The following is a 13,962-nucleotide window of genomic DNA, read 5'->3' as shown; positions in this document are numbered from 1 at the left end:
GGACGTTTCACTCAGATTTTGTCCCTAGCCGCATGGTCAGACCCGGCGGAACCGACGTTGTGCGCACCTATACTTTGGCGCCACCGCAGCAGACAAATGATTCAACAGGGAGTGAATACGTGGAAGAAGCACCTTGCATCAGTCAGATCGCCGGCTTGCTCGCCGAGCCCAAACGCACCGCCATGTTGTGGGCCTTGATGGACGGCTCTGCGAAGTCTTCAGAAGAGTTGGCCACACTCACCGGGCTGTCGTCCGCATCGGCCAACGCCCATTTGGCGCGGCTGACTGGGGGCGGCCTGCTACGCTCCGAGGCTCAACGTGGCAAGCGACTGTTCAGGGTTGCGGCTGCGGACGTCTGTGCAGCCATCGACGCACTTGCCAATACCACCATGGCCAGCGCGGCACGGAGTACGCCGGGTGCTTTGCCACCGATATTGGTAGCACCGCCGTTGTTGCGTCGCGCCCGGTTGTGCCATGGACACCTCGGTGGGGAACTGGGGGCCGGGTTGTATCAACGCATGTTGACCGCAGGATGGATCGAGCGCCATGAGCAACGCTCCGAGGTCACGGTCAAGGGAGCACAGCGCTTGGCGGCCCTGGGTATTTTTACCCAGGCGCTGACGTCGCCATTGGCCTGCGATTGTTTTGATTGGAGCCAGCAACAGCCCCACCTTGGAGGCGCATTGGGTGCAGGGTTGATGCAGTTGTTCCTGCAGGCGAACTGGATCAGTGTGATCAATGAATCCAGGGCCTTGTTGGTGAATGACGTCGGGTTTGCGCAAATCATGCTTATAGCGGCGCCCGAACGATCCTGACGCCGACTGGCGTCGTTCAGAGTTTCAATCAGGTCGTATCCAGCAATAGCCAGGGGAAACGATGCCGCACACTCGCCGAGGGGATTTTTACACAGGGGGTGCGGCATGGGTTTGCAGGGCTATAGCGCAGCGGAACGGCTGGAACGGTTGCCCATCAGCGGCTATCACCGAATCATTTTTATCATCATCGCCCTGGCGTTTTTCTTCGACTCCATGGACTTGGCGATGATGACCTTCCTTTTAGGATCCATCAAAACCGAGTTCGGCCTGAGCACCGCCCAGGCTGGGTTGCTGGCCAGCTCGAGCTTTTTCGGCATGGTGGTCGGTGCTTCGTTGTCGGGGATGCTGGCGGATCGCTTTGGCCGTAAGCCGGTGTTCCAGTGGAGCATCGTTTTATGGGGCATCGCCAGCTACCTGTGTTCCACGGCGCAGACCCTGGAGACGTTGACGTTGTTTCGTATCTTGCTGGGGATCGGCATGGGCATGGAGTTTCCGATTGCGCAGTCGATGCTCTCGGAGCTGATCCCGGCCAAGGGGCGTGGGCGGTATATCGCCTTGATGGATGGTTTCTGGCCGTTGGGGTTTGTGGCGGCGGGTGTGCTGTCTTACTTCCTGCTGCCGGTGATTGGCTGGCGTGACATTTTCCTGGTGTTGGCGGTGCCGGCGGTGTTTGTACTGGCGATTCGTTTTTTTATCCCGGAGTCGCCGCGGTGGCTGGAGCAGGCAGGAAGGCATGCAGCGGCTGACAAAGTGTTGCAGGGCATCGAGCAGAAAGTGCGTGACTCGCTGGGACGCGCCGATTTGCCGGAGCCGATCCGCCTGCCACGGGTAGAGAGCACGCCCGGGACATTCTTCTCGGCGTTCCAGCAGTTGTGGTCGGCGCAGTATCGCCAGCGCACGATGATGATCTGGAGTGTGTGGTTCTTTGCCTTGCTGGGTTTCTACGGCCTGACTTCCTGGTTGAGTGCGTTGTTGCAGCAGTCGGGTTTTGCCGTCACCCAGTCGGTGTATTACACAGTGATCATTTCCTTGGGGGGGATTCCTGGCTTTCTGATGGCGGCCTGGCTGGTGGAGCGCTGGGGACGTAAACCGGTCTGCGTGGTGACCTTGCTCGGCGGCGGGGTGATGGCCTTTCTGTATGGGCAGAGTGCGGTGTTTGGCGGCAATGTCGGTTTGCTGATCACTTCAGGTTTGTTGATGCAGTTCTTTCTGTTTGGCATGTGGGCGGTGCTGTACACCTACACGCCGGAGTTGTATCCCACGTCCGCACGGGCGACGGGCTCGGGGTTTGCCTCGGCGATTGGCCGGGTCGGCTCGTTGCTGGGGCCGTTGGTGACGGGGTTGGTGTTCCCGATAACCGGGCAAGGCGGGGTGTTTGCCTTGGGCGCGCTGTGCTTTGCGGTGGCGGCGCTGGTGGTGTGGGTGTTTGGGATGGAGACGAAGGGCAAGACCCTGGAAGAGCTGACTGAAATCTAAAGGACAATATAGGGCTAATGTGGGAGGGGGCTTGCCCCCGATAGCAGAGTGTCAGTCTAACAATTATTGACTGATCCACTGCCATCGGGGGCAAGCCCCCTCCCACATTTTTAACTGTATTTATTCAGTTACGGCTTTACCAGTCGCGCATCCAGGCTGTTCTGCGCCAGGCGTTTGGCCTGGTCCTGGGTCATGCCCAGCGAGGTGTACAGCGCGTGGAAGTTCTCGGTGACGTAACCGCCGAAGTACGCCGGGTCATCCGAGTTCACCGTCACCTTCACGCCACGCTCGAGCATGTCGAGGATGTTGTGCTGGGCCATGTCGTCGAACACGCACAGCTTGGTGTTGGACAGTGGGCACACGGTCAGCGGGATCTGCTCGTCGATGATGCGCTGCATCAGGCGCTCGTCTTCGATGGCGCGTACGCCGTGGTCGATACGCTGGATTTTCAGCAGGTCGATGGCTTCCCAGATGTACTCGGGCGGGCCTTCTTCGCCGGCGTGGGCCACGGTGAGAAAACCCTCGTGGCGGGCACGGTCGAACACGCGCTGGAACTTGCTCGGCGGATGGCCCATTTCCGAGCTGTCCAGGCCCACGGCCACGAACGCGTCACGGAACGGCAGCGCCTGGTCGAGGGTTTTCTCGGCTTCGGCTTCGCTCAGGTGGCGCAGGAAGCTCAAGATCAAACCGCTGGTGATCCCCAGTTGCTGCTCGCCATCTTTGAGTGCCGCAGCGATGCCGTTGAGCACCACTTCGAACGGCACACCTCGGTCGGTGTGGGTCTGCGGGTCGAAGAAGGGTTCGGTGTGGATCACATTCTGTGCTTTGCAGCGCAGCAGGTAGGCCCAGGTCAGGTCATAGAAATCCTGGGAAGTGCGCAGCACGTCGGCGCCCTTGTAATACAGGTCGAGGAATTCCTGCAGGTTGTTGAAGGCGTAGGCCTTGCGCAGGGTTTCGACGTCGTTCCACGGCAGCGCAATCTTGTTGCGCTCGGCCAGGGCGAACAGCAACTCAGGCTCCAGCGAACCTTCCAGGTGCAAGTGGAGTTCAGCCTTGGGCAGGGCGTTGAGCCAATCGTACATTTTCTAAATTCTCATCAGGTGCAATGGCGGCATTCTACAGGCCATGGCTGAAATAATCGGCAAAACCTGACCAGCAGGAGAGTTTTACTTTTATTCACGCAAGGGCCGTGTGAACTAAGGTGTAACGAAACGTTAGCGACGTGCCGTAGTCTGTACCCCATCAATGACTGGTTTAGCTGTTTGATAAGGCCCGGAATGCTCACATCCCTCAAGCAAGAAAAATTCATGCTGTTGGCGCTGATTGCCGCTGTCGCCGCTTACCCGCTGGAACACTGGATGTTGAACAGTGGGCAGATGGTAGCGTTGCTTGGTGGCGTCGTGCTGATCGCGTTTATCGTGGTGGCTTCGATGCGCGTGGCCCATCACGCCGAGCAACTCGCGGAAAAGGTCGGCGACCCCTATGGCACCATGATCCTGACCCTCGCCGCCGTGCTGGTGGAAGTGGTGATCCTGGCGATCATGATGAGCAATGAGCCGTCGCCCACACTGGTGCGTGACACTATCTATTCGGCAGTGATGCTCGATATCAACGGCATCCTTGGCCTGGCCGCGCTGATGGGGGGTATCAAACATGGCGAACAGTCCTACAACGACGATTCTGCACGTAGCTACAGCGTGATGATCCTCACCGCCATGGGGGTATCGATGGTGGTGCCGGAATTTATCCCCGAGGCTGACTGGAAAATTTACTCGGCGTTCACCATCGGGGCGATGGTGCTGCTCTACACCTTGTTCCTGCGTATGCAGGTGGGGCCACACAGTTATTTCTTCAGCTACAGCTATCCGGAAAAACGTCGCAAGCAACAGCAGGAAGAACACCAGGAACCGCCAATCAATCTGGCGTTCTCCATCGGTACGCTGGTGTTTGGCGTGATTGTGATTGGCGCATTGGCCGAGGTGATGTCCAAGACCCTCGACCTGGGCCTTGAAGGCACGGGCGCACCACCGGTGATCACCGCGATTGTGGTGGCGGCCATTTCGGCGGCACCGGAGATTCTGACCGCGTTGCGCGCCGCGTTGGCCAACCGCATGCAGTCGGTGGTGAACATTGCGTTGGGCGCGTCCTTGTCGACGGTGATCCTGACCGTACCGGTGATGGAGGCCATGGCGCTCTACACCGGCCAGCCGTTCCAGATGGCGATGACGCCGGTGCAAACGGTGATGGTGTTGATCACGCTGGTTGTCAGTGCGATCAACCTCAACGATGGCGAAACCAACGCCATCGAGGGGATGACCCATTTCGTGCTGTTTGCGACCTTTATCATGTTGTCGCTGCTGGGCCTGTAACCCGATCTCTCAAATCATCACTGGGCCCAATGTGGGAGCTGGCAAGCCAGCTCCCACAGAGATCTCCTTTCACATTTTGATGGGGGTAGGGCTTAGGTTCCGGCGATCATCTGACGCGCGGCTTGAGTGTGATCGGCGATCAGGCCCTTGAGGTCCAGGCCCTCGACCTGGCCGTCGATGACCCGCCACTTACCCGCCACCATCACTCGATCCGCACGGTCGGCGCCGCACAACAACAGCGCCGAAATCGGATCGTGGCTGCCGGAGAACCGCAGTTCATCAAGCTTGAACAACGCCAGGTCGGCCTGCTTTCCTACCGCCAACTCACCGATATCCGTACGCCCCAGCAACTGCGCCGAACCTTGGGTGGCCCAGCCCAACACGCCTTCAGGGGTGATTTTTTCCGCGCCATAACGCAGGCGTTGGATGTACAGGGCCTGGCGCGCTTCAAGGATCATGTTTGACGCGTCGTTGGAAGCGGAGCCATCCACGCCGAGGCCAATGGGTGCGCCGGCAGCGAGCAGGTCCAGGGTCGGGCAGATGCCGGAGGCCAGGCGCATATTCGAACTTGGGCAGTGGCAGATGCCGGTGCCGGCAGCGCCGAGACGCGCGATCTCATCCGGGTTGAAGTGAATGCCATGGGCCAGCCAGGTACGCGGACCGAGCCAGCCGACGCTGTCGAGATAGTCCACGGTGCGCAGGCCGAACCGTTGCAGGCAGAAGTCTTCTTCGTCGAGGGTTTCCGCCAGGTGCGTGTGCAGGCGCACGTCGAGTTTGTTGGCCAGTTCGGCGCTGGCTTGCATGATTTCCGGGGTGACCGAAAACGGTGAGCAGGGCGCCAGGGCAATCTGGATCTGTGCACCCTCGCCACGTTGGTGGTATTCGTGGATCAGCCGTTGGCTGTCGTCGAGAATCACCTGGCCTTGTTGCACGGTCTGTTGCGGCGGCAGGCCACCGTCGGCTTCGCCCAGGCTCATGGAGCCGCGGGTGAGCATGGCGCGCATGCCCAGTTCGCGCACGCTTTGCACTTGCACATCGATGGCATTTTCCAGTCCATCAGGGAACAGGTAGTGGTGATCGGCCGCCGTGGTACAGCCTGAGAGCAGCAATTCGGCCAGGGCTACTTTGGATGCCAGCGCGAGTTTTTCCGGGGTCAGGCGCGCCCAGACCGGGTAGAGGGTTTTCAGCCACGGGAACAACGGCTGGTTGACCACCGGCGCCCAGGCGCGGGTCAGGGTTTGATAGAAGTGGTGGTGGGTGTTGATCAACCCGGGAAGAACGACATGCTCGCGAGCATCGAACACTTGTGCGCAGGGCTGCGTGGGGGCTTGCCCTTGGGCCAGCACTTCGCTGATCACACCGTCTTGCAGCACCAGGCCGCCACGGGCGTCGAGGCCGTTGGCGGTGAAAATCGCGAGGGGGTTTTTTAACCAGATACGGGTCGCAGGCATTGGCCGGCTCCTCTGAATGATGGGTTCAGGTTTGCCAGCTCAGTGTTGCCCTGTCTGCTGATCCAGGGTCGCCGGTGAAGGCGAGGGGGCTAGATTACGTGTAAGTAGAGGTCTGGTCTAGCCGTGGGAAATGGACGCTATCAATGTGGGAGGGAGCAAGCCCCCTCCCACATGTCGATCTGTGATAGTTACCAGGCGATGGTATCGCCCTTGTAGTCGATGAAGTGATGGCCGCCTTTGCCGGTGTAGGCGTTCACCTGATCCACCAGGCCGCGCACGCTGGTGTCGACATCGATGTGCGCATTTTCACCGCCCATGTCGGTCTTCACCCATCCCGGGTGCAGTGACAGCACGGTGAGCTTATGGTCGCCGAGTTGGGTAATGAAACTGTTGGTCATGGAGTTGAGTGCAGCCTTGCTGGCTTTGTACAACGCCAGGTCCGACCCGTCGGGGATGGTCACGCTGCCCAGCACCGAGCTCATGAACGCCAGCACGCCACTGTCTTTGCGGATCTGCCCGACAAAGCGCTGGGCCAGGTTGATCGGCGCGACGGCGTTGGTGAAGAACAATTGGCCGACTTCCGCCAGGGTGGCGTGGCCAGGCTCCTGATTGGCCGGGCCTTTGACGCCGGCATTGACGAACAGCAGGTCGAAGGTGCGGTCCTTGAGACGTTGGCTCAGGGCGATCACGGCTTGCTGATCGTCCATGTCCAGCTTCTCGATGTGCACCGGGCCCACGGCTTTCAGGGCGTCGGCCTTGCTCGGATCACGCACGGTGGCGGTCACATCCCAGCCGTCCTGGAGCAATTGCTTGACCAGGCCAAGGCCCAGTCCGCGCGAGGCGCCGATGATCAATGCGGTTTTTGGCGTAGACATGAAGGGCTTCCTTTGGAGTAGGAGGGGCAGCGAGCAACCATAGCAGGTTCAGCGTTCCAGCAGGATACGCCCACGACTGAGGTCGGCCAGTTGGGTTTGCAGGGTGTCGATGTGAGCCTCACCCAATGCCAGTTGCAGTTCCACACCGTTGGCGGTGAAGGTTTCTTCTACCACCAGACCGCCGAGTTCGGCGACGCGCAATTTCACCAGGTTCAACTCTGAGAATGTGCAGGCACAGCTCAGGGGCACGCGACTGATCAGTTCGATGCGCTCGGCATTCTGCAGGCATTTGTTTGCGCCGCCGCCGTAGGCCCGGGCCAGACCGCCAGTCCCCAGTTGGATGCCGCCATACCAACGAATCACCAACACGGCGACTTGATCAAAGCCTTGGGCTTCGATAGCGGCAAGAATCGGTCGTCCGGCCGTACCGCCGGGTTCGCCATCATCACTGCTGCGGTATTGGTCAGCCAGCTTCCAGGCCCAGCAATTGTGTGTGGCATTGAGGTCGCTGTGCTGTTCGAAAAAAGCCTGGGCGTCCTGCGGGCTGGTGATTGGCGCGGCCAGTGTGATAAAGCGGCTTTTGCGGATTTCTTCACGAAATTCGCAAAAGCCGGTGAGCGTGAAAGGCATAAGTCGCTTCGTTTATGGGGCTGGCTTGACGCCACAGCCTTTGAGAATGATGTGGATCAGGTTGGTGCCGGCGTCTTCCATGTCCTGCTTGGTCAGCTTGGTGCGCCCGGTGACGCGGCAGATTTGGGTCGCGAAGTCGGCGTAGTGCTGGGTGCTGCCCCACAGTAGGAAGATCAGGTGCACGGGGTCGATGGGGTCCATCTTGCCCGCTTCGATCCAGGCCTGGAACACCGCCGCCCGGCCGCTGAACCAGGCACGGTAGTCCTGGCTGAAATATTCGGTAAGGCATTCGCCGCCGCTGATGATCTCCATGGCGAAGATCCGCGAGGCTTGTGGGTGACGCCGGGAAAACTCCATCTTGGTACGGATGTAGCGGGTGAGCGCGACGGCCGGGTCGTCATCGGCGGTCAGCGCGTTGAAGGTGCTGTCCCACAATTCGAGGATATTGCTGAGCACTGCGATATACAGGCCCAGTTTGTTGGTGAAGTAGTAATGCAGGTTGGCCTTGGGCAGCCCGGCACTCGACGCAATGGTGTTCATGCTGGTGCCTTTGTAGCCGTGGCGCGCGAACTCATCTTCAGCCGCCTGGAGAATCGCTTGTTCGTTCTTTTGCCGAATGCGGCTGGCGGGCTTACCGGCGTGGTGGCCGTGGGCAGGAACTTCGAGGCTCATGGAGGTTTCCGTGCTGATCGATAAAGACGACGTGTGCACAGATAACCCACCCTCAAGGCTCAGACAAGTCCTGATGCAATAAAACCCTCAAAGCGGTTCCAACGTGTCGCTTTCCGGCGTGTGGTTTGCGGCAATGACGGGCGCTTTGGCTTCGGGCAATAACAGGCACAGCAGGATGGCGGTCAGGCCGCCGCTGGTGATGGCGGAGTCGAACAGGTTCTGCACCAGGGGCGGCATCAAATGCAGCAGGTTCGGTTGGGCGGCGATGCCCAGGCCCACACCGAGCGAGGTGGCGATGATCAGCATGCTGCGCCGGTCCAGCGGCGCCTGGGCGAGGATGCGCACACCGGCGGCGGCCACACTGCCGAACATCACTAGGGTCGCGCCGCCCAATACCGGTTTGGGGATTTGCTGCAATACCGCGCCAATCAGTGGAAACAAGCCGAGACAGAACAGTATCAGGCCTATGTATAAACCCACGTAACGACTGGCCACGCCGGTGAGCTGGATCACGCCGTTGTTCTGCGCGAAGGTGGTGTTGGGGAAGGCGCTGAAAGTGGCGGCGATCATGCAACTGACACCATCGCCCAATACACCGCCCTTGAGTCGGCTTATATAAGAAGGGCCGCTGATAGGTTGGCGGGCAATCATGCAGTTGGCGGTGAGGTCGCCGACGGTTTCGATGCTGCTGATCAGGTAAATCAGCGCGATCGGTAGGAAAGCGCTCCAGTCGAAATTGAAACCAAAGCGAAATGGGCTGGGCAGGCTGATCAAGGGCAAGTCGGGCAGGGCTTGGGGCACCAGTTTTCCACTGAACCACGCTGCTACGCTGCCGACCACTAGGCCGATGATGATGGCCGAGAGCCGCACCCAGGGTGTGTTCGAGCGGTTGAGCAGGATGATCGTCAGTACCACGAACAGGCCCAGGCCCAGATTGGTGGGAGCACCAAAGTCAGGCGCGTTGAAACCGCCCCCCAGGTCGGTGATGCCCACTTTGATCAAGCTGATGCCAATCAGGGTGATGACAATCCCGGTCACCAGCGGCGTGATCACCCGGCGTAATTGGCCGATAAAACGGCTCAACACAATCTGCACCGCTGCGCCGAAAAAACACACGCCGAAGATCATCGCCATGATGTCTTCCGGGCTGCCGCCGCGTTGTTTCACCAGGAACCCCGCTGATAACACGGCGCCGAGGAAAGCAAAGCTGGTGCCTTGCAGGCAGATCATTCCGGCACCGATGCCAAACGGTCTACGTGCCTGGATGAAGGTGCCTACGCCAGACACCATCAGCGCCATGCTGATCAGGTAGGGCAAGTGGGCGGTGAGGCCCAGCGTGGAACCGATGATCAACGGTGGCGTGATGATGCCGACGAAGGCAGCCAGTACATGTTGCAGCGCGGCCACCGTGGCGGGGATAGGTTTAGGCCGGTCATTGAGGCCGTAGATCAGGTCGCTGGAGCTGGGAGATTCTGGTGGCATGTTGGGCAAACTCAAGGCGGACGGTTCAAGGTCCTTGGCCTCTTGCAAAAAGCTGTCCAGTTGCTCAGCTTTTTGTGAGAGCCCTGAGTTAGCGCGTTGCGGCCAGACTTTCCAGAAAGCTTTCCAGCACCAAATGAGGGCGACGGCCCTTGCGCGTGACCGATGCCAGGCTCAAATCGTAGAAACGTGTGGCCGGTTTCAGCGCGCGTAGTCGGCCTTGTTGCACCCAGAGGCTGGCGTAGTGGTCGGGCAGGTAACCGATATAGCGGCCGGTGAGGATCAGGAAGGCCATGCCTTCGCGGTCCGATGCGCTGGCGGTGCAGTTGAGCGCCTGGTAATGGGCCTGGATCTCGGCGGGCAGGCGGAAGGTGGGGGCGATGGCATCCTGGCTGTCGATGCGGGCGTCGTCCAGTTGCTTGTCGTCGGCATAAAACAATGGGTGGCCGACCGCGCAATAAAGCAGCGAACGTTCGCTGTACAGCGGTTGGTATTCCAGGCCTGACAGGGCGCTGGCCTGGGGCACCACGCCGACATGCAAGCGGCCGTCGAGCACGCCTTGTTCCACCTCATTGGGCGCGATCATGCGGATCTGGATCTGTACGTCTGGGCCGCGTTCCTTCAACTGTGCCAGGGCATGGGTGATACGCATGTGGGGCAGGGTGACAAGGTTGTCGGTGAGGCCGATGATCAGTTCGCCGCGCAAGTGCTGGTGCAGGCCGTTGACCTCGGTGCGGAAACTTTCCAAGGCACTTAATAGTTGCAAGGCCGACTGGTAGACCTCACGGCCTTCTTCCGTCAAGGAAAAACCTGCACGGCCGCGCTGGCATAGCCTTAGGCCAAGGCGTTGCTCCAGGTCGCTCATTTGCTGGCTGATGGCCGAACGCCCGATCCCGAGCACCGTTTCTGCCGCTGAAAAGCCGCCGCATTCCACCACGCTACGAAAGATGCGCAGCAGGCGAATATCGAAGTCGCTGACTTGGGCCAGGGGATCGGGTCTGCGGCTGCTCATAGTTTAGTGGTGGCCTGACTGAAGGTTAGAAGAGTTGAATTTCACCGACTTTATCGCCGTGGCAACTTAGCTGCAACAACGCTTTTCAATCCCGACGCTGCCTTTTGCCCTGCGAGGTTTTGCTGATGAACATGCCCGAAAACGCCCCTTCTTCCCTGGCCAGCCAACTGAAGTTGGATGCTCACTGGATGCCCTACACCGCCAACCGTAACTTCCAACGGGACCCGCGCCTGATTGTGGCCGCCGAAGGCAGCTGGTTGACCGATGACAAGGGCCGCAAGGTGTATGACTCGTTGTCAGGCTTGTGGACCTGTGGCGCCGGGCACACACGTAAGGAAATTCAGGAGGCGGTCGCCAAGCAACTGGGCACTTTGGACTACTCCCCAGGTTTCCAATACGGTCATCCTTTGTCCTTCCAACTCGCGGAAAAGATCACCGACCTGACCCCTGGCAACCTGAATCATGTGTTCTTCACCGACTCTGGTTCCGAGTGCGCCGATACGGCGGTGAAGATGGTGCGTGCCTACTGGCGTTTGAAGGGGCAGGCCACCAAGACCAAGATGATCGGCCGCGCCCGTGGTTATCACGGTGTGAATATCGCCGGTACCAGCCTGGGTGGCGTCAACGGCAACCGTAAGATTTTTGGTCAGGCGATGATGGACGTTGATCATCTGCCGCACACCTTGTTGGCGAGCAATGCCTTCTCCCGTGGTATGCCGGAACAGGGCGGTATCGCGCTGGCTGATGAGCTGCTCAAGCTGATCGAATTGCACGATGCGTCGAACATTGCGGCTGTGTTCGTAGAGCCAATGGCCGGCTCGGCGGGTGTGCTGGTGCCGCCACAGGGTTACCTCAAGCGCCTGCGCGAAATCTGTGACCAGCACAATATCTTGTTGGTGTTCGACGAAGTGATCACTGGTTTCGGCCGTACCGGCTCGATGTTTGGTGCCGATAGCTTTGGCGTGACCCCGGACCTGATGTGCATTGCCAAGCAAGTCACCAACGGCGCGATCCCGATGGGCGCAGTGATTGCCAGCAGCGAGATCTACCAAACCTTCATGAACCAGGCGACGCCTGAGTACGCGGTGGAATTCCCCCACGGCTACACCTATTCGGCGCACCCGGTGGCCTGCGCGGCTGGTCTGGCGGCATTGGACCTGCTGCAGAAGGAAAACCTGGTGCAGAGCGTGGCCGAAGTCGCTCCACACTTTGAGAATGCGTTGCACGGTTTGAAAGGCAGCAAGAACGTGATCGACATCCGCAACTACGGCCTGGCCGGTGCGATCCAGATTGCACCGCGCGACGGTGATGCCATCGTGCGCCCATTCGAGGCCGGCATGGCCTTGTGGAAAGCCGGTTTCTATGTGCGTTTTGGCGGTGACACGCTGCAGTTCGGGCCAACCTTCAACAGTAAGCCGCAGGACCTGGATCGTTTGTTCGATGCGGTCGGTGAAGTGCTGAACAAGATCGACTGATTTCTCCTTCTATATAGAACAATTTTTCAGGAGCCCTGCATGAGCCTTATCCAGCATTTGATCAATGGTGAGTTGGTCAACGACACCGGCCGTAGCGCCGATGTGTATAACCCGTCGACCGGTCAAGTCATCCACCAGGTGCCGCTGGCCAGTCGTGAAACTATTCAACAGGCGATCGATTCGGCCAAGGCCGCTTTCCCGGCCTGGCGCAACACACCAGCGGCCAAGCGTGCGCAGGTGATGTTCCGTTTCAAGCAATTGCTGGAGCAGAACGAAGCACGCATCTCGCAGCTGATCAGCGAAGAGCACGGCAAGACCCTGGAAGATGCAGCGGGTGAGCTGAAGCGTGGGATCGAGAACGTCGAGTACGCGTGCTCAGCGCCAGAAATTCTGAAGGGCGAATACAGCCGTAACGTAGGACCGAACATTGATGCGTGGTCGGACTTCCAGCCGTTGGGCGTGGTGGCGGGTATTACGCCGTTCAACTTCCCAGCGATGGTGCCGTTGTGGATGTACCCGCTGGCGATTGTCTGTGGTAACTGTTTCATCCTGAAACCGTCGGAGCGTGATCCAAGCTCGACGTTGCTGATTGCGCAATTGCTGCAGGAGGCTGGTCTGCCGAAGGGCGTACTGAGTGTGGTGCACGGGGACAAGGGCGCAGTGGATGCGCTGATCGAAGCACCTGAAGTAAAAGCTCTGAGTTTTGTAGGCTCGACACCGATTGCCGAGTACATCTATTCCGAGGCGACCAAACGCGGCAAGCGCGTACAAGCGTTGGGTGGGGCGAAGAACCACGCTGTGCTCATGCCGGATGCGGACCTGGACAATGCGGTCAGTGCTCTGATGGGCGCTGCGTACGGTTCGTGTGGTGAACGTTGCATGGCGATCTCGGTGGCCGTGTGTGTGGGGGACCAAGTGGCGGATGCATTGATCGCCAAGCTGGTGCCACAGGTCAAGGCGTTGAAGATTGGCGCGGGGACCTCTTGCGGCCTGGATATGGGGCCGCTGGTGACAGGCCAGGCGCGGGATAAGGTCAGTGGCTATATAGAAGATGGTGTGGCGGCGGGTGCCGAGCTGGTGGTTGATGGCCGTGGCTTGAGTATTGCCGGGCATGAGGAAGGCTTCTTCCTGGGCGGCAGCCTGTTTGATCGTGTCACCCCTGAGATGCGCATCTATAAAGAAGAGATCTTTGGGCCGGTGCTGTGTGTGGTCAGGGTGAACAGTCTGGAAGCAGCCATGCAGTTGATCAACGATCATGAATACGGAAATGGCACCTGCATTTTCACTCGTGATGGGGAAGCGGCACGTCTGTTCTGTGATGAGATTGAAGTGGGCATGGTTGGTGTGAACGTTCCACTGCCGGTGCCGGTGGCCTATCACAGCTTTGGTGGCTGGAAGCGTTCTCTGTTCGGCGATTTGCATGCCTATGGGCCGGATGGGGTGCGTTTCTATACCCGTCGCAAGGCGATTACCCAGCGTTGGCCGCAGCGGGCCAGCCATGAGGCATCCCAGTTTGCCTTCCCTAGTTTGTAAGGCGAGCTGAAAAGCCGGCCCTTTGGGCCGGCTTTTGCGTTTTAGTGGGCTTTTTTGACCGATATGACAGAAATGTGAAAAAAAGCGGTTGACGGCAAATTCTAGAGGCCTATAATTCGCCCCACTTCCGGCGCAGTCGAAACGGAAAACTCCTTTTTAAACAATGAGTTATGAT

The 13,962-nt window shown here is 59.3% G+C and carries 12 protein-coding genes; 5 read left to right on the top strand and 7 right to left on the bottom strand.

What is annotated here, in order from left to right:
* The first annotated feature begins 119 nt into the window (after positions 1-119).
* Entirely contained in the window at positions 120-815 is a 696-nt protein-coding gene (locus tag AC07V4_RS02900; protein WP_492637198.1) for an ArsR/SmtB family transcription factor, read from the top strand.
* A 105-nt stretch (positions 816-920) separates the two neighbouring features.
* Positions 921-2,291, top strand: coding sequence for an MFS transporter (locus AC07V4_RS02895; RefSeq protein ID WP_492637197.1), 1,371 nt, complete (start codon positions 921-923; stop codon positions 2,289-2,291).
* 128 nt (positions 2,292-2,419) lie between these two features.
* On the opposite strand, the gene AC07V4_RS02890 is transcribed toward AC07V4_RS02895, so the two are convergent.
* On the bottom strand, positions 2,420-3,373 hold the full coding sequence (locus AC07V4_RS02890; protein WP_043051475.1) for an adenosine deaminase: 954 nt from the start codon (positions 3,371-3,373) through the stop codon (positions 2,420-2,422).
* Positions 3,374-3,568: 195 nt separating this feature from the next.
* Between AC07V4_RS02890 and AC07V4_RS02885 the strand changes: the two genes are divergently transcribed.
* On the top strand, positions 3,569-4,660 hold the full coding sequence (locus AC07V4_RS02885; RefSeq protein WP_492637196.1) for a calcium:cation antiporter: 1,092 nt from the start codon (positions 3,569-3,571) through the stop codon (positions 4,658-4,660).
* A 92-nt stretch (positions 4,661-4,752) separates the two neighbouring features.
* On the opposite strand, the gene AC07V4_RS02880 is transcribed toward AC07V4_RS02885, so the two are convergent.
* From AC07V4_RS02880 to AC07V4_RS02855, 6 genes are all read right to left on the bottom strand, one after another.
* Positions 4,753-6,111, bottom strand: a complete 1,359-nt coding sequence (locus AC07V4_RS02880) for an 8-oxoguanine deaminase (RefSeq protein WP_492637195.1) — start codon at positions 6,109-6,111, stop codon at positions 4,753-4,755.
* Positions 6,112-6,299: 188 nt separating this feature from the next.
* Positions 6,300-6,986, bottom strand: a complete 687-nt coding sequence (locus AC07V4_RS02875; protein ID WP_492637194.1) for an SDR family oxidoreductase — start codon at positions 6,984-6,986, stop codon at positions 6,300-6,302.
* A 48-nt stretch (positions 6,987-7,034) separates the two neighbouring features.
* Entirely contained in the window at positions 7,035-7,616 is a 582-nt protein-coding gene (locus tag AC07V4_RS02870; RefSeq protein ID WP_431749781.1) for an IMPACT family protein, read from the bottom strand.
* A gap of 12 nt (positions 7,617-7,628) precedes the next feature.
* On the bottom strand, positions 7,629-8,288 hold the full coding sequence (locus AC07V4_RS02865; protein WP_492637193.1) for a TetR/AcrR family transcriptional regulator: 660 nt from the start codon (positions 8,286-8,288) through the stop codon (positions 7,629-7,631).
* A gap of 87 nt (positions 8,289-8,375) precedes the next feature.
* Positions 8,376-9,770: a uracil-xanthine permease family protein gene (locus AC07V4_RS02860; RefSeq protein ID WP_492637192.1), complete on the bottom strand. Its 1,395-nt coding sequence runs from the start codon at positions 9,768-9,770 to the stop codon at positions 8,376-8,378.
* 88 nt (positions 9,771-9,858) lie between these two features.
* Complete coding sequence (locus AC07V4_RS02855; protein ID WP_431749779.1) at positions 9,859-10,779, bottom strand: LysR family transcriptional regulator; 921 nt, start codon at positions 10,777-10,779, stop codon at positions 9,859-9,861.
* Between the two features lie 125 nt (positions 10,780-10,904).
* On the opposite strand from AC07V4_RS02855, the gene aptA reads away from it, so the two are divergent.
* Both aptA and AC07V4_RS02845 read left to right on the top strand, forming a co-directional pair.
* A complete protein-coding gene (aptA, locus tag AC07V4_RS02850) occupies positions 10,905-12,254 on the top strand; it encodes an omega-aminotransferase AptA (RefSeq protein ID WP_016977052.1) in 1,350 nt (449 codons plus the stop codon).
* Between the two features lie 39 nt (positions 12,255-12,293).
* On the top strand, positions 12,294-13,787 hold the full coding sequence (locus AC07V4_RS02845) for a CoA-acylating methylmalonate-semialdehyde dehydrogenase (protein WP_492637191.1): 1,494 nt from the start codon (positions 12,294-12,296) through the stop codon (positions 13,785-13,787).
* The last annotated feature ends 175 nt before the right edge of the window (positions 13,788-13,962 follow it).

It is taken from the genome of Pseudomonas sp. GW821-FHT03A09, from assembly GCF_059421065.1.
This window is presented reverse-complemented; position numbering and strand designations above follow the sequence as displayed.